Source organism: Caulobacter sp. 1776, from assembly GCF_040545685.1.
Classification (GTDB): Bacteria; Pseudomonadota; Alphaproteobacteria; order Caulobacterales; family Caulobacteraceae; genus Caulobacter.
Window position 1 is genome coordinate 81,247 of record NZ_JBEPMI010000005.1, and the last position, 16,397, is coordinate 97,643.

The window sequence follows — 16,397 nt, forward strand, 5'->3', positions numbered from 1 at the left end:
CGGCCTGGAAAAGCCATCGCTCTCTGATCTCGCGACATCGGGAGCGCGAGGCTCCCGACGTTCGTCTAGACCAGAATCCCGTCGTTCAGGAAGGACGAATGATTCCCGACCAGGCTGATCGAACCGCCGTCGGCGAAATCGAAGGTCATCGCGGTCAGGTGAATAGCCGCGCTGGCGTCATGGAGGATGCGGCTGTCGAACATGACGATGTCCGCGCCATGCTGCATCACTTCGACGCCGCTGGTGTGGGCGATGAAGAAGTCGATGAACTGCCTCACCAGGTCCGGCGCGGCGAAGGCCGGCGTCGATGGCGGCGACGGCTCGTGCGGTGTCGGGCCCGGATCCACCGGGGTGGTCACCGGGGGCGCCACGCTGCCTTCGACGGGCGGCGCTCCACCCTCGGCGGGCGGCGCTGGGGCCGGGGCCGCCGAATCCGGCGTCAAGGGCGCTGGTGTCGTGACGGCGTAGTGTTCGCCTTTGGCGATCAGATCGGCCAGCACGTCTGGCAGCTTGGCGACTTCGATCACCAGAATCTTCTGCGTGGCGTCGCCCAGCAGTCCGCGCACCAGCTGAACCGCCTCGACCGACGGCAGGCCGCTTGAATTGAGGCCAAGCCGGACGTCGATCGCCCAGTTCGCGTTTTCATTCGCGACGGGCAGCGAAGCCAGCGCGATGTCGTGATTTGCCGACCCGGCGGCGCTGACCAGCAAGCCCTCGGCCGAGGTGGAGGCCTCGTTCGATTGCGGCATCGTCGACAGGATCGCCACCAGCGACAGCACGCTCGATACGGTCTGGGCCGGCGTGCTGTCCGCAACCATCGCGTGGGTCGAGGGCGCGATGGCGAGGCCGCTGTCGGTGGCCGATTGGGCGGGCGCGCCGACGCCGCCGAAGTCCAGCGCGGCGGCGGTGGCCGAGAGCGCCGCGCGAACGCCGGGATCCATGCTGGCGGTATCGACGCCGTAGTCCGCCGCGAGCAGCGCCGCGGCCAGCACCAGGACGGCCTGGTTGGCCGGCATCTGGACGGAATCATAAGTGGGCTGCTGGAACGCCATCGGCGCGACGCCCGTCAGGACAGGGCCGGCGCTGGAGGACAACAGCACGGGACGGCTGTGGCTTGAACCACCGGTCTGACCGGTCTCGGCCGCGCGCGCCTCGCCAGTCTTGAAGAAGGCGGTGCCGACCACGGCCACCAGCAGGGCGGCGGGGTGGATCGACAGATTGCTGTTGCTGTCCGAGCGACGGATCAGCGGATGGCGCGCGACCAGATTGCGAACCAGGGTCGAGAAGTCGAACCCGCGGGCGATCTCTTCATAGGCGGCGCCAGCGATCAGATACTCGCCATCGATCCGCGCGAAGTGAATGACCACCTCGCCGTCGTCGGAACGATAGAAGACGAACCACGGCTCATTCTCGTCGCTCATGCCGCGATCGGTGCCGACGCGGATACCGGCGCGGATCAGGGCGCTCTCGACGCGGTAGAACTCGGCCAGCTCCTGCTGGCTCCAGTCAACCGGTTGCGGCGCATGGCGCGGCGAGCGCTGGAAGAACGAGAGGACCTGTGCGGCCATGCGGTTGGAAGTTTCCCAAGCCTAAAAAACGACAGCCGGATCCCGCCGGCGGCGGCAGACTAACCGAACTAGTCTTCGCTGAACAGGATCTCGTAGGTGATCGGGTCGTAGAAGCGGAGCAGTTCACGGACGAATGTCTTCTCCGACACCTCCAGGGCCTTGGCCCAGTCGCGATAACGGTCCGGCGGAATGCGGCCGCGGCCCGTCTCGAGTTGAGAGATGAAGGTGTAGTAGTCGGCGCCGACCTTGGCCGCGAGCTGCCGTTGCGACAGGCCCACGGCCTCCCGCTGTTCCTTCAGCCAGCGGCCGCCCTCCTTGCGGAGATCTTGAACCTCCGAGGCGCTGCGGCGTTGCGGATTACCGTACATAATCAAGGACCTCGCGCTTCGTACGGCGCGAGGGGCGCGGGCGCGCGCTCACTCATCCACCCGACGAAATCGCATTATATGTACATCGTTTTTGGCGGGGGTACAAGGAACGCTATATAGGAATTTGCTGTACCGGTTAGAAAAATGCTGTACAGCTCGATTTCAGCTATTGTGGACGTATGACGTTTGCTCTATAGCCTTCGCTGCTCCCATGCGCGCCACTAGGTCGCAGGGGGTGTGGGATTTTTTTTGGGAGACTATCCATGGCCCTCACTACGGCCCAACTGGTAGACGCTTACACCAAGGCCAATCTTGGTAAGGCGCCTGACGCCGCCACCACGCTGACGCTCGACGCGTACGCGACTCAGACCCAGACGGGGGGTGTCACGGACACCACCGCCATGACGAACACGTTGAAGCTGGTGAACAACACGACGGCCGTCGCCGTCGAAACCTACCAGTTCTTCACCGGTCACGCTCCGTCGGTCGCCGGCCTGACCTACCTGGTCAACTCGACCACCAACACCAACGACCTGAACGACACGTACTATTCGAAGTTCGCTCAGGAAAACCGCTTCATCAACTTCTCGATCAACCTCGCCACCGGCGCGGGTGAAGGCGCCGCCGCGTTCGCGGCCGCTTATGGCTCGGTCACGGTCGCTCAGACCGTCGCCACCGCCTACGATAAGATCATCGGCAACGCCGCCGCCGCCGCCGCTGGCGTCGATGTCGCCGCCGCCGTGGCCTATCTGAGCCGCGCCGAGAACGTCACCTACCTGACCAACTTCGTTAAGGCGAACACCGGCCTGACCGCCGCCGCCGACATCGATCTGGCCGTCAAGGCCGCCCTGATCGGTGAAATCCTGAACGCCGCCACGGTGTCGGGCATCGGTGGTTACGCCAAGGCGACGGCCGCTCTGATCGCTGACCTGTCGGACGGCGCTCTGTCGACCGACAACTCGGCCGGCATCAACATCATCACGGCCTATCCGTCGGCTCCGCCGAGCGTCACGACGGCCCTGACGAACGCCGTTGACAACTTCGTTGGCACGAGCGCCAACGACGTCATCAACGCTCTGACGGGCGCTGGCGGCACCACCGACACCCTGACCGTCGCCGACAAGATCGACGGTGGCGCTGGCACCGACACCCTGAACATCACCGCTGTTGGCGCCTTCACCGGCGTTCCGGCCGCCGTGACGATCTCGAACGTCGAGAACATCAACATCACCGGCACCGCCGCTGTGACCGCTGACTCGACCGGCTTCTCGGGCGTCACCGCTCTGGGCGTCACGTCGGTTGGCGCCGCCACGCTGACGGCCGCCAGCACGACCGCCGTCTCGCTGACCTCGACCCAAAACGCGACCGGCAACGTGTCGATCACGGGTGGTTCGACGGTCGTCGCGACGCTCAACATCGCTGACGGCATCACCGCCGGCACCGTGGGCGTCTCGGGCACGGCTTCGTCGGTCACGGTCGTCAACAACGCCGTTGGCGTTGCGGGCACCGGCGTCGGCGCCGCCGCGACCATCGCCGACACCGGCGTCTCGGCCACCAAGGCTGGCACGCTGACCTCGGTCTCGCTGACGGGCACGGGCGCTGGTTCGACCATCGCTTCGAACGCTCTGACCAACCTGTCGCTGAATGGCACGGGCACCGTTTCGCTCACCAACAGCCTGACCACCCCGACCAACACCACCCTGGCCCTCTCGGTCGCGGGCACGGTCGGCGCGATCACCGACGTCAACAACGAAGTCAAGACCCTGAACGTTAGCGGCTCCGCTACCGCTACGGTCGCGAACTTCAGCGACTCCGGCCTGACCGCGCTGAACGTTTCGGGCACCAAGGTCGTGACCTTCACCGCTCTGTCGGCCGCCAATCTGGCTACCGTCACGGTGAGCGGTTCGGCTGGTCTGGTCGCTGACGTGTCGGCCCTGGCCAACGTGAAGACGGTTGACACCACCGCCACCACCGGCGCCAGCAAGATCACGCTGGACGCCACCCTCGCCACCTTCGCCGGTGGCGCTGGTAACGACACGGTTCAGGCGAACGCCGCTCCGACCAAGAGCCTGGTTGGCGGCGCTGGCACCGACACGTTCGTGGCCAACATCGCTGGCGGCTTCGACGCCTCGGCGAACGGCAAGATCTCGGGCTTCGAAACCCTGGGTCTGGCCGCGGCTTCGACCGGTTCGTTCAACGCCACGGGCTTCACCGGTCTGTCGATCTCGGGCGCCATCGGCGGCGCTTCGACGTTCTCCAACGTCGCCGCCGGCACCGCGATCACCTACACGGGTGCTCCGGGTCAAACCGTGACCTACAACCTGGCCGACTCGAGCGGCACGTCTGACGCGGCGACCGTCAACATCTCGTCGTCGGGCGCCACGGCGGCCGGCACGCTGGTCCTGACCGGCGTCGAGAATGTCACGATCAACGCTGTGGACACCAACACCACCGCTCACGTCGACACGCTGACCCTGACCGACGCCACCGCCAAGTCGGTGACCGTCACGGGTTCGGCTGGTCTGACCCTGACCAACACCGCTCTGACCGCCCTGCGCACGTTCGATGCTCACGCCTCCACCGGCGTGATCTCGTACACCTCGGCCGTCACGACCGGTGCGACCACGATCACCGGCAGCTCGACGAACACCAACACCCTGGTGGGCGCTGCGGCGGCTGACACGATCACGGGCGGCGCCAAGGCCGACACGATCACCACGGGCGCTGGCCTCGACGTTGTCACCACCGGTGGCGGCGCCGATACGGTCATCCTGGGTGCGAACGCCAACGGCAACACCTACGCCACGATCACCGACTTCACTTCTAAGGCTGTCAGCGCCACGGCGTTCGACACCCTCGACGTGTCGGCTCTGGCTACCGCCGGCACGACCAACGCGACGTTCGCCCTGTCGGACAAGATCACGCTGGGCGCTACGGCCGCGTTCGCCGACTTCCTCGACGCTGCGGCGGCGGGCGTTGGCAACGTGAATACGCACGCCACGTGGTTCACCTACGCTGGCGACACCTATATCGTGCTCGACAACAGCGCGGCCGCGACGTTCCAAAACGGCGCTGACCAAGTCGTCAAGCTGACCGGTATCGTTGACCTGTCGACGGCCGCCTTCTCGGGCGCCGACCTGTTCACGCTCGGTAACTAAGACCCGTGATCCGGCCGTGACCCGTCACGGCCGACATCGGGACTGAAGACTGCGCCGCTCCGGTTTTCCGGGGCGGCGTTTTCTTTTGTGGGACCGACCGCCTTACGTTCCCCTCAAGTCCGCTTGCGCGGGGCGCGGTCGTATGTTCTAGCCAAGTTGCGGCGGCTGCTCCTTTTCCGCCACAATTTCATGGTCGAGACGCGACCTAAGTTGTTACTGTATACGGCCCCGCTATTCGGCGCGGCGTCTTGAAGGCTCGAAATGATCTTCACCCGCTCCGGCGAGAAGCCAACCATCCTCGATCAGGCTGTCCTGGTCGCGAAGCCGGCGGTGGTCACCGCCATGGTGTTCAGCTTCTTCATCAACATTCTAGCGCTGGTCAGCCCGCTCTACATGCTGCAGGTCTATGACCGCGTCCTGTCGAGCCGCAATGTCGCGACCCTCATCGTCCTGACGGTGATCTGCGTCTTCCTGTTCGTGATCTACGGCCTGCTCGAAGCCCTACGCACCCAGGTGCTGGTGCGGGGCGGCCTGAAGTTCGACGGTGTGGCGCGAGACCCGATCTTCAAGGCGGTTCTGGACTCGACGCTGAACCGGCGCGGGCAGGGCGGCCAAGCGTTCCGCGACATGGACACGGTGCGCGAGTTCATGACCGGCGGCCTGATCGCCTTTTGCGACGCGCCGTGGACGCCGGTGTTCATTATCGTCTCGTGGGTGCTGCATCCCTATTTCGGGATCCTGGCCATCATCAGCTGCTTCATCATCTTCGGCCTGGCCGTGATGAACGATCGCTCCACGAAGAACCCGATCCAGATGGCCACCATGGCCTCGATCGCCGCCCAGAGCGACGCCGGCTCGACCCTGCGCAACGCCGAGGTCATGAAGGCCATGGGCATGTGGGGCGGCCTGCAAGCCCGGTGGCGGGTCCGTCGTGACGAGCAAGTGGCCTGGCAGGCCTCGGCCAGCGACGCAGGCGGCGCGGTGATGTCGAGCATCAAGGTGTTCCGCCAGGTGGTGCAGACCCTGATCCTGGGCGGGGGCGCCTATCTGGCCATCCAGGGCAAGATCTCGGCGGGCTCGATGATCGCCGGCTCGATCCTGGTCGGCCGCGCCCTCGCGCCCATCGAAGGCGCCGTCGGCCAATGGAAGGGCCTGCTGGCGGCGCGAAGCTCGTGGGACCGCCTGCAAGTCATGCTGCGCGAGGAGCGGGACGCCAGCGATCACATGCCGCTGCCCGAGCCGCGCGGCGTGCTCTCGGCCGAGGCCGCTTCGATCCTGCCGCCTGGCTCGCAGGCGCCGACCTTGCGCCAGGCCAGCTTCCGCATCGAAGCGGGCACTTCGGTCGGCATCGTCGGTCCCAGCGGCGCGGGCAAGTCTTCGCTGCTGCGCGGCATCGTCGGCGTATGGCCCTGTGTGGCGGGCGTCATCCGCCTCGACGGTTACGACATCAAGCAGTGGGATCCGGAGAAGCTGGGCCGCCACATCGGCTATCTGCCGCAAGACATCGAACTGTTTTCTGGCACCGTGGCCCAGAACATCGCCCGCTTCACCGAGTTCGAGGCGCAGGAAGTGATCCAGGCCGCGACCCTGGCGGGCGTGCACGAAATGATCCAGGCCCTGCCGATGGGCTACGACACGCCGATCGGCGAAGGCGGCGCCTCGCTGTCGGGCGGCCAGCGTCAGCGCCTGGCCTTGGCCCGTTCGATCTACCGCATGCCGGCTCTGCTGGTGCTGGACGAGCCGAACGCCAGCCTCGACCAGACGGGCGAGATCGCTCTGATGGAGGCGATGAACCACCTGAAGGCGGCCAAGCGCACGGTTATCTTCGCCACGCACAAGGTGAACCTGCTCAGCCAGGCCGACTACATCATGGTGGTCAATCAAGGCGTCATCGCCGATTTTGGCGAGCGGGACGTCATGCTGGCCAAGCTGACCGGGGCCGCGCCGCCGCAGGCCCCGACGCCCACGCCGATCCGCGCCAACTGATCCGTCCGTTCGCATCCCATTTCTAAAGCCGTCCACGGGACGCGCCCATCAGGCTGAAGACAAGATGAAGCCCCCCAAGATCCAGCGTCCGACGGACAACTACAAAGGCGTGGCCCGTATCGGCTACGCGGTGATCGCGCTCATGTTCGTGGGTCTGATCTGGGCGATGTTCGCGCCGCTCGACAGCGCCGTGATCGCCAACGGCGTCATCTCGGCCGAGGGCAACCGCAAGACCATTCAGCACCTGGAAGGCGGCATTCTGCGCAGGATCCTGGTGCGCGAGGGCGAGAGGGTGCAGGCGGGGCAACTGCTGTTCGAACTGGACCCGACCCAGGCCAACGCCGCGGCGGGCATCACCAAGAACCAGTACGTGACCCTGAAAGCGATGGAGGCGCGCCTCCTGGCCGAGCGCGACCAGCGCGCGACGATCGATTTCCCGCAGGAGCTGACCAGCCAACGCGCCGACCCGATGGTCGGACGTGCGATCGCCGACGAGCAGGCGCAGTTCATCGAGCGCCGGCAGACGATCGCTGGTCAGACCGACCTGATGAACGCCCAGCGCGACCAGTATCAGAGCGAGATCGAAGGCATCGACCGTCAGACCCAAGGCCTGAAGGATCAGCTGGGCTACATCCAGGACGAGCTCAACGACCTGCGGAAGATCTACGACAAGGGTCTGGTGCCGCGACCGCGCCTGCTGGCGCTGGAGCGTGAGCAAGCCTCGTTGTCGGGTTCGATCGGCCGACTGACCGCCGACCGCTCCAAGGCCGTGCAGGGCATCGGCGAAACCCAGCTGAAGATCCGCCAGATCCGTCAGACCTTCTTCGAGGAAGTCAGCCAGAACATCGCCGAAACCCGCGCGAAACTGGCCGAGGTGACCGAAAAGGAGGTGGTGGCGTCCGATCAGCAGCGCCGGATCAATATCGTCTCGCCGGTTAGCGGCACCGCCCAGAATCTCCGCTTCTTCACCGAGGGCGCCGTCGTGCGCCCCGCCGAGCCGCTGATCGATATCGCGCCCAACGACGAAGCCTTCGTCATCCAGGCCCATTTCGCGCCCACCGACGTCGACAACGTCCATGCCGGCATGGTCACCGAGGTGCGTCTGCCGTCGTTCCACTCGCGGGAGATCCCGATCCTGAACGGCAAGATCGAATCGGTGTCGCGCGACCGGTTGAGCGATCCTGAGGGCAAGACCGCCTATTTCCTCGGGATCGTCCGGGTCGATGTGAAGCAGTTGCCGCCGCAGTTCCGCAGCAAGGTCACCGCCGGCATGCCGGCCCAGGTGATCGTGCCGACGGGTGAGCGCACGGTGCTGCAGTATCTGTTCTCGCCGCTGCGCGACACCCTGCGCACCACGATGCGCGAGGAGTAGAGTCCGGTTTTCAACCGCCTGATTTCTCACGCCTTTCGGAAAGCGGCGTAAGGCCGCTTTCCAATCGGCGCCAATAGTGTAGTCAGGACCCTTCGTTGTTACTGGAGTCGACGGGAGCGTATGGCGAAGACGGCATTGATCACCGGTGTGACCGGTCAGGACGGCGCCTATCTCGCCAAGCTGCTGCTGGAGAAGGGCTATACCGTTCACGGCATGCTGCGCCGCTCGGCCTCGGCCGACGTGATCGGCGACCGTCTGCGCTGGGTTGGAGTCTATGACGACATCCGCTTCGAACTCGGCGATTTGCTGGACGAGGGCGGCCTGTCACGCCTGATGCGCCGGCTGCAGCCGGATGAGATCTATAACCTCGCCGCCCAGAGCTTCGTCGGCGCCTCGTGGGACCAGCCGCACCTGACCGGCTCGGTCACGGGCCTGGGGGCCACCAACATGCTGGAGGCCGTGCGGCTGGAATGCCCGCAGGCCCGCTTCTATCAGGCGTCGTCGTCGGAGATGTACGGCCTGGTGCAGCATCCGATCCAGTCGGAGACCACCCCGTTCTACCCGCGCTCGCCGTACGCGGTGGCCAAGCTCTACGCCCACTGGATGACGGTGAACTATCGCGAGAGCTTCGGCTTGCACGCCTCGGCCGGCATCCTGTTCAACCACGAGAGCCCGCTGCGTGGCATCGAGTTCGTGACGCGTAAGGTCACCGACGCGGTGGCGGCCATCAAGCTGGGCCAGCAGAAGACCGTCGAGCTGGGCAATCTGGACGCCAAGCGTGACTGGGGGCACGCCCGCGACTATGTCGAGGCCATGTGGCTGATGCTGCAACAGGAAAACCCGGACGACTATGTGGTCGCCACCGGCAAGACCTGGACGGTGCGTCAGATGTGCGAGGTGGCCTTCGCCACGGTCGGCCTGAACTACCAGGACCACATCACGATCAATCCGAAGTTCCTGCGCCCGGCCGAGGTCGACCTGCTGCTGGGCGATCCGAGCAAGGCCAAGGCCAAGCTGGGCTGGGAGCCCACCACGACCATGCAGGACATGATCGCCGAAATGGTCGAGGCCGACCTCCAGCGCCGGTCCAGGACCTGATGAGCTCCGGCGTCGTCATCATCGGCGGCGGCGGCCACGCGAAAGTGGTCATCGAGAGCCTGCGGGCCTCGGGCGAGACGGTCGCGGCGATCGTCGACGCCGATCCCACCCCGCGCGAGGTGCTGGGCGCGCCGGTCGTGGGCGACGACCTGGCCCTGCCAGGGCTGCGCGCGCAAGGGCTCTCGAAACTGTTCGTGGCGATCGGCGACAACCGACTGCGCGAGAAGCTGGGTCGTCGGGCGCGCGAGCAGGGCTTCACCCTGGTCAACGCCATCCACCCCTCGGCCATCGTCTCGCCGACCGCCCAGCTGGGCGAAGGAATCGCGGTGATGGCCGGCGTGGCGATCAACGCCGACAGCCAGATCGGCGATCTGGCGATCATCAATACGGGCGCGGTCGTGGATCACGACTGCCGCCTAGGCGCGGCCTGTCACCTGGGGCCCGCCTCGGCCCTGGCCGGCGGCGTGACCCTCGGCGAGCGCGCCTTCCTCGGCGTCGGCGCGCGGGTGATCCCGGGTGTGACCATCGGCGCGGACACCACCGTCGGCGCGGGCGGCGTCGTCGTGCGAGACCTCCCGGACGGCGTCCTCGCTGTCGGCGTTCCGGCCCAAATCAAAGGAGACCGGCCATGACCAGTCCGGCGAACACCCTGCCCAGGATTTCCGTCGCCGCCCCGCGCCTCGACGGCAAGGAGCGCGAATACGTCCTCGAGTGCATGGACACCACCTGGATCTCGTCGGTCGGCCGCTTCATCTCGGAATTCGAGAAGGGCTTCGCCGAGTACTGCGGCGTGCGCAACGCGATCGCCTGCAACAACGGCACGACGGCCCTGCACCTGGCACTGGTGGCCTTGGACATCGGTCCGGGCGACGAGGTGATCGTGCCCAGCCTGACCTATATCGCCTCGGCCAACGCGGTGACCTATTGCGGCGCGACGCCAGTGCTGATCGACAACGATCCGCGCACCTTCAATTTGGACCCGGCCAAGCTGGAGGCGCTGATCACGCCGCGCACCAAGGCGATCATGCCGGTGCACCTGTACGGCCAGGTCTGCGACATGGACCCGATCCTTGACGTCGCCAGGAAGCACGGCCTGAAGGTCGTCGAGGACGCCGCCGAGGCCGTCGGCGCCACCTACAAGGGCAAGAAGTCCGGTTCGCTGGGGACCTGCGCCACCTTCAGCTTCTTCGGCAACAAGATCATCACCACCGGCGAAGGCGGGATGATCACCACCGACGACGACGACCTGGCCGCCAAGATGCGCCTGCTGCGCGGCCAGGGCATGGACCCCAACCGCCGCTACTGGTTCCCGATCGTCGGCTACAATTACCGCATGACCAACATCCAGGCCGCCATCGGCCTGGCCCAGCTGGAACGGGTCGACGTCCACCTCGACGCCCGCGAGCAGGTCGTGGCCTGGTACGACGAGAAGCTGACGCGCCTGGGCAACCGGGTGATCAAGCCGTATGTCGAGCCGACTGGCCGCCATGTGTTCTGGATGTACACCGTGCGTCTGGGCGAGGGCCTGTCGACCTCGCGTGACCAGGTGATCAAGGACCTGGACGCCCTGGGCATCGAGAGCCGTCCGGTGTTCCACCCGATGCACGTGATGCCGCCCTACGCCCACCTGGCCAATGGCGATCTCGCGACCGCCGAGGCCTGCGGCGCCGACGGCCTGAACCTGCCGACCCACGCGGGTCTCTCCGAAGCCGACATCGACCGCATCGTCGCCGCCCTGGACCAGGTGCTGGTCTAAGCCATGCGGATCGTCCTGCTCTCCTCGATCGTGCCGTTCATCAACGGCGGAGCGCGCTTCATCGTCGAGTGGCTCGAGGAGAAGCTCGTCGAGGCGGGGCATGAGGTCGAACGGTTCTATCTGCCGTTCACCGACGATCCGAACGAGATCCTGCACCAGATCGCCGCCTGGCGCCTGATCGACCTGACCCAGTGGTGCGACCGGGTCATCTGCTTCCGGCCGCCCGCCTATGTGGTGGATCATCCGAACAAGGTGCTGTGGTTCATCCACCACATTCGCACCTTCTACGACCTGTGGGACACGCCCTATCGCGGCATGCCCGACGACACGCAGCATCGCGCCATTCGCGACAACCTGCGGGCCCTGGACACCCGGGCCATCGCCGAGAGCCGGGCGGTGTTCACCAACTCGCAAGTCGTGGCCGACCGCCTGAAGACGTTCAACGGCCTAGACGCCACGCCGCTGTATCCGCCGGTCTATCAGCCCGAGCGCTTCACCCACACCGGCTATGGCGACGAGATCGTCGCGATCTCGCGTCTGGAGCCGCACAAGCGCCAGGCCCTGATGATCGAGGCCATGCAGCACGTGAAGACCGGCGTGAAGCTTCGCCTGGCCGGCACGGCGTCCAGCGCCGAATACGGCCGGCAACTGGTTCAGATGACCCGCGACCTCGGTGTCCAGGATCGCGTGATCCTGGAGGACCGCTGGATCAGCGAGGACGAAAAGGCCGAAATGCTGAAGGCGGCGCTGGCGGTCGCCTACCTACCCAAGGACGAGGACAGCTATGGCTATCCGTCGCTGGAGGGCGCCCACGCGCGCAAAGCCGTCATCACCACCACCGACTCCGGCGGCGTGCTGGAGCTGGTCGAGCATGGCCGCAACGGCCTGATCAGCGAGCCGGATCCACGCGCTCTGGCCGAGCAGTTCGATCGCCTGCACGCCGACAGGCAGGGCGTCGCCAAGATGGGGACCGCCTCGCTGAACCGCCTGGCCGAAATGAAGATCGACTGGAGCACCGTCGTGGAGCGGCTGACCGCATGAGAAGGCCGGCATGAAGGTCCTGGTCGTCAACAACGCCGCGCCGTTCCAACGCGGCGGCGCCGAGGAGCTGGCCGACCACCTGGTCCGCCGCCTGAACGCCACGCCCGGTGTCCAGTCCGAGTTGGTGCGCGTGCCCTTCACCTGGGAGCCGGCGGAGCGCCTGATCGAGGAGATGCTGATCTCCAAGGGCATGCGTCTCTATAACGTCGATCGCGTGATCGGCCTGAAGTTCCCGGCCTATCTGATCCCGCACCAGGACAAGGTGCTGTGGCTGCTGCACCAGTTCCGCCAGGCCTACGACCTGTCCGAAGCCGGCCAAAGCCACCTGGATTTCGACGAGACGGGCAGGGCGGTGAAGGCGGCGATCCGGGCGGCGGACAACGCGTGCTTCGCCGAGTGCCGCAAGATCTACTGCAACTCGCCGGTCACCCAGAACCGGCTGATGAAGTTCAACGGCGTGGCGAGCCAGGTCCTGTATCCGCCGCTGAACGATGGCGAGCTGTTCACCGGCGGCGACCATGGCGACTATGTCTTCGCCGGCGGCCGGGTCGCGGCGGGCAAACGCCAGCACCTGCTGATCGAGGCCCTGGCCCTGTTGCCGAACGGGCCGCGCCTGGTCATCGCCGGACCGCCGGAGAACCAGGCCTATGCCGATCGGCTGACCAAGCTGGTCGAGGATCTGGACCTGAAGGACCGGGTCGACCTTCGCTTCGGCTTCCACCCGCGCGCCGACATCGCCCGCTGGGCCAATGGGGCCCTGATCTGCGCCTATCTGCCGTTCGACGAGGACAGCGTGGGCTACGTGACGATGGAGGCCTTCGCCGCCGGCAAGGCCGTCCTGACCGTCACGGACTCGGGCGGCCTGCTGGAAATCGTCAGCGCGGACACCGGCGCGGTCGCCGAACCTGAGGCCGAAGCGCTGGCTCAAGCGTTGCATGGTTTGACGTCGGACAGGGCGCGGGCGATATCCCTCGGGAATACGGCGCGTGATCTCTGGCGCGACAAGAATGTTACATGGGAGGAGACGGTCCGCCGTCTTCTTGATTAAGCCACAAATTTTGGGTTGAAGGCCACGTCTAGGCGCGGTCCGCTCAGGTCTAGGAAATACGAGTGCTGTCGAAAGTCTTGTCCGTTCGGTCGTCCGTGGTCGCCCTGGCCGCCGCCATGGCGCTGTCGGGCGTCGCTGGTCTCGCGCACGCCGAAACCCTGGCCGACGCGATCACCGCCGCCTACCAGAGCAATCCCAACATCCAGGCCCAGCGCGCGGCCATGCGCGCCCTGGACGAGAACTACACCCAAGCGCGGTCCGCCTATGGCCTGCAGGCCAGCGCGGCGGTGTCGGAGAACTACGGCTGGGAAAAGCTCATCGTAAGCGGCCGAAGCGGCGAGGCGGCGAGCCAGACCAGCCAACTTTCGTTGGGCCAGACGCTTTATACGAACGGGCGCTATGCGGCGCGCTTGGCGGGCGTGGAAGCCCAGATCAAGGCCGCGCGCGAAAATCTGCGTCGTATCGAGATGGACCTGCTGGTCCGCATCACCAACGCCTATGTTTCCGTGCGCCGCGATCGGGAGGTGCTGCGCATCAGCCAGGGCGGCGAGGCCTGGCTTCGCAAGCAACTGCAGGACACCGAGGACAAATACAGCGTTCGCCAAGTTACCTTGACCGACGTCCAGCAGGCCAAGGCGCGCCTGGCCTCCGCCAGCACTCAGGTCGCCAACGCCCAGGCCCAGCTGAATGTCAGCGTCGCCTATTATGCGTCCCTGGTCGGTCACTTGCCCGAAACGCTGGAGCCCGAGCCGGACATCGACGGCCTGCCGGCGACCCTGGACGAGGCCTTCAATCAAGCCGAGCAGTCCAACCCCACGCTGATGGCCGCCGGCTTCACCGAGAAGGCTTCGCGCGAAGGCGTGGCCGAGGCGCGCGCTCAGCGCCTGTTCACGGTCAGCGCGCAGGCCAGTTACCGTAACGGCTCCCTTTCGCCCTACGACGCGTCTGGAGGCGCGCGCGCCGACCAGGTCAATGCCGGGATTACCTTGTCCCAACCGTTGTTCTCGGGCGGCCAACTCAATTCCGCCGTTCGCCAGTCGCTCGAGGAAAACAATCGCGACAAGCTGCTGATCGACGACGCACGCCGCAGCGTCGTGCTGAGCGTCTCGCAGTATTGGGACCAACTGGTCGCAGCACGGCGTTCGCTGGTGACGCTGGAAGAGGAAATGAAGGCCGACACGATCGCCTTTGTCGGCGTCCGCGAGGAAGAACGCTTCGCGCTGCGCAGCACGATCGAGGTTCTCAACGCCCAGGCGGAACTGCAGAACGCTCAGCTCAGCTTCGTGCGGGGGCGCGCCAACGAGTATATCGGTCGCGTGCAGCTTCTGGCCCAGGTCGGCACGCTGGAGGTCGGCAATCTGGCGCCGGGCGTCCAGCCCTACGATCCCACGCGGCACTTCAAGAAGGTCCGCTACAAGGGCATGCTGCCGACGGACCTGATCGTCCAGACCTTCGACCATCTCGCTCTGCCGATGGAACCGAAGAAGCCCAAGGCCGGCGACACCACGCCGATCCGCCCGCCGTCCACCAACCTGCCGGCCAAGCCGGTGGCCGCGGACAAGGTGACGCCGCCGCAGTCGATCAACGACTTGCCGGTGCTCAGCGACAGTCCGGTGACCACGGCCCCCAAGGGTTAGACGAGGGGCAGCAGCTCCCGGATCATCCGCAGCCACGCCTCGCGATCGAACGAGACGTGTCCGTTGCGCGCCGTGGCGGCCGCCAGGTCCGCGCGCCAAGCGTCGTCGGCGATCATGCGCGCCAGCTTGGCGGCGGCGTCGTCGACGTCGGCGTCGGCCCAGCGGCCGGTCTTGTAGATCGCGCCGTCGCCTTCGACCGGGATCAGCGTGAACTCGACGAGCAGGCTCGAAGCCGAGTCCATGAACTCGACATTCGACGACCAGCCCGTGGCCAGGGTCGGCTTGCCCAGCCAGATCGCCTCGGCCAGCAACAGGCCGTAGCCCTCCGAGCGATGCAGCGACAGGACGATATCGCTGCTGGCCGTCAGGGCGGCCATATCGCCGGCGGACAGGTTCTCGGTCATCAGGCGGATCGAGGCGTCGCCGGCGACCTGGCTCTGCAGAGCCTGGAACATCTCTGGATAGAGGTCGGCGCCGACCACCTTGCAGAGCAGCAAGGCGGATCTGCCGGCTATCGCCCGGGCCTTCTGGAAGGCGCGCAGCGCCGCCTGAGGGTTCTTCCGCTGGGCGGTGGAGCGCAGGTCGAAGGCCATCAGCACCACCACCGTCCCCACGGGCAGGTCGAAGCGCGCCCGATCCGGCGCGGGGCGCGGATTCAGGTACAGCGGATAGGGCGCCGGGGAGACCTTCACGCGCGGTGGGGCGATCTTGCGAATGGCGTCGGCGGCGAAGGCCGACGGTGTCCAGACTTCGTCGACGAGATCGAACGCGGGCGCCCAATCGACCGGCGCATCCTCCAGCTCCCAGGCCCAATAGCCGATGTGGCGGCGGCCCTCCAGCGGGCGGCCCTCGGTGTCGCGAGCCCAGCGCAGCAGTTCCGGCGGATTGATGTGCGAGATCACCACGCCCCGCTCGTCGCCCGCGGGCGCGGCGAAGGCGACCGGCAACTCGACGGGAAAGCCGACCTGGACGGACAGGTCGACCGCGCGCGTGGAGAGACCCGCATCGGCGAAGCCGCGCGCCAGCATGCGGGCGCCCTCGCCCAGGCCATGCACGGCGCCATGAAAGCCGACGACGGTGACGGGCGGGGTCGGGGAAAGGTTCCGCCGCCTAGCGCGACGGCGCGCGCGCGCCTGGGCGGCGCGCTCGATGCGCGTCCTGTTCGCCTGTTCGAGCGCATCGGTCGCCGCCTTGACCGCGGCCGAAGGCGCGCCAGCGGTTAGGTGCGCGGCGCGGCGCACCGGGACGGGCAGGTTTCGCCAGAGCGCGAGGAGGCGGGATTTCATGAGCGGTGCGCGCGGATTCGTTCGCCGGACGGGCTGGACCCCGACGTATAGCCGGTTGTCCTGTGAGCGCCACGCGTAA

General features: G+C 66.5%; 12 protein-coding genes. 9 read left to right on the forward strand and 3 right to left on the reverse strand.

Going from position 1 to position 16,397, the window contains the following annotated elements:
- Nucleotides 1–65: 65 nt before the first annotated feature.
- Both ABIC66_RS14030 and ABIC66_RS14035 read right to left on the reverse strand, forming a co-directional pair.
- Complete coding sequence (locus tag ABIC66_RS14030) at nt 66–1,568, reverse strand: hypothetical protein (protein ID WP_354070908.1); 1,503 nt, start codon at nt 1,566–1,568, stop codon at nt 66–68.
- A gap of 68 nt (nt 1,569–1,636) precedes the next feature.
- Nucleotides 1,637–1,936, reverse strand: coding sequence for a helix-turn-helix domain-containing protein (locus tag ABIC66_RS14035; RefSeq protein WP_354070909.1), 300 nt, complete (start codon nt 1,934–1,936; stop codon nt 1,637–1,639).
- Nucleotides 1,937–2,199: 263 nt separating this feature from the next.
- On the opposite strand from ABIC66_RS14035, the gene ABIC66_RS14040 reads away from it, so the two are divergent.
- From ABIC66_RS14040 to ABIC66_RS14080, 9 genes are all read left to right on the forward strand, one after another.
- Complete coding sequence (locus ABIC66_RS14040; protein ID WP_354070910.1) at nt 2,200–5,094, forward strand: beta strand repeat-containing protein; 2,895 nt, start codon at nt 2,200–2,202, stop codon at nt 5,092–5,094.
- Nucleotides 5,095–5,358: 264 nt separating this feature from the next.
- Nucleotides 5,359–7,080 carry a type I secretion system permease/ATPase gene (locus ABIC66_RS14045; protein ID WP_354071278.1) on the forward strand — a complete coding sequence of 574 codons (1,722 nt, stop codon included), beginning with the start codon at nt 5,359–5,361 and terminating at the stop codon, nt 7,078–7,080.
- A gap of 64 nt (nt 7,081–7,144) precedes the next feature.
- The gene (locus ABIC66_RS14050) at nt 7,145–8,452 is read left to right on the forward strand and encodes an HlyD family type I secretion periplasmic adaptor subunit (protein WP_354070911.1); all 1,308 of its coding nucleotides are present in this window, start codon (nt 7,145–7,147) and stop codon (nt 8,450–8,452) included.
- 120 nt (nt 8,453–8,572) lie between these two features.
- The gene (gene gmd, locus ABIC66_RS14055) at nt 8,573–9,550 is read left to right on the forward strand and encodes a GDP-mannose 4,6-dehydratase (protein WP_354070912.1); all 978 of its coding nucleotides are present in this window, start codon (nt 8,573–8,575) and stop codon (nt 9,548–9,550) included.
- Nucleotides 9,550–10,182: an acetyltransferase gene (locus ABIC66_RS14060; RefSeq protein WP_354070913.1), complete on the forward strand. Its 633-nt coding sequence runs from the start codon at nt 9,550–9,552 to the stop codon at nt 10,180–10,182. The genes gmd and ABIC66_RS14060 overlap by 1 nt, the downstream gene beginning before the upstream one ends.
- Nucleotides 10,179–11,306: a DegT/DnrJ/EryC1/StrS family aminotransferase gene (locus tag ABIC66_RS14065; RefSeq protein ID WP_354070914.1), complete on the forward strand. Its 1,128-nt coding sequence runs from the start codon at nt 10,179–10,181 to the stop codon at nt 11,304–11,306. Before ABIC66_RS14060 ends, ABIC66_RS14065 begins: the two co-directional genes overlap by 4 nt.
- Nucleotides 11,307–11,309: 3 nt before the next feature.
- Complete coding sequence (locus ABIC66_RS14070) at nt 11,310–12,347, forward strand: glycosyltransferase family 4 protein (RefSeq protein WP_354070915.1); 1,038 nt, start codon at nt 11,310–11,312, stop codon at nt 12,345–12,347.
- A gap of 10 nt (nt 12,348–12,357) precedes the next feature.
- Nucleotides 12,358–13,395 carry a glycosyltransferase family 4 protein gene (locus ABIC66_RS14075; RefSeq protein ID WP_354070916.1) on the forward strand — a complete coding sequence of 346 codons (1,038 nt, stop codon included), beginning with the start codon at nt 12,358–12,360 and terminating at the stop codon, nt 13,393–13,395.
- Between the two features lie 56 nt (nt 13,396–13,451).
- Nucleotides 13,452–15,032 carry a TolC family outer membrane protein gene (locus tag ABIC66_RS14080; RefSeq protein ID WP_354071279.1) on the forward strand — a complete coding sequence of 527 codons (1,581 nt, stop codon included), beginning with the start codon at nt 13,452–13,454 and terminating at the stop codon, nt 15,030–15,032.
- On the opposite strand, the gene ABIC66_RS14085 is transcribed toward ABIC66_RS14080, so the two are convergent.
- Nucleotides 15,029–16,318 carry a glycosyltransferase gene (locus tag ABIC66_RS14085; protein WP_354070917.1) on the reverse strand — a complete coding sequence of 430 codons (1,290 nt, stop codon included), beginning with the start codon at nt 16,316–16,318 and terminating at the stop codon, nt 15,029–15,031. The genes ABIC66_RS14080 and ABIC66_RS14085 overlap by 4 nt on opposite strands.
- Between the last annotated feature and the right edge of the window lie 79 nt (nt 16,319–16,397).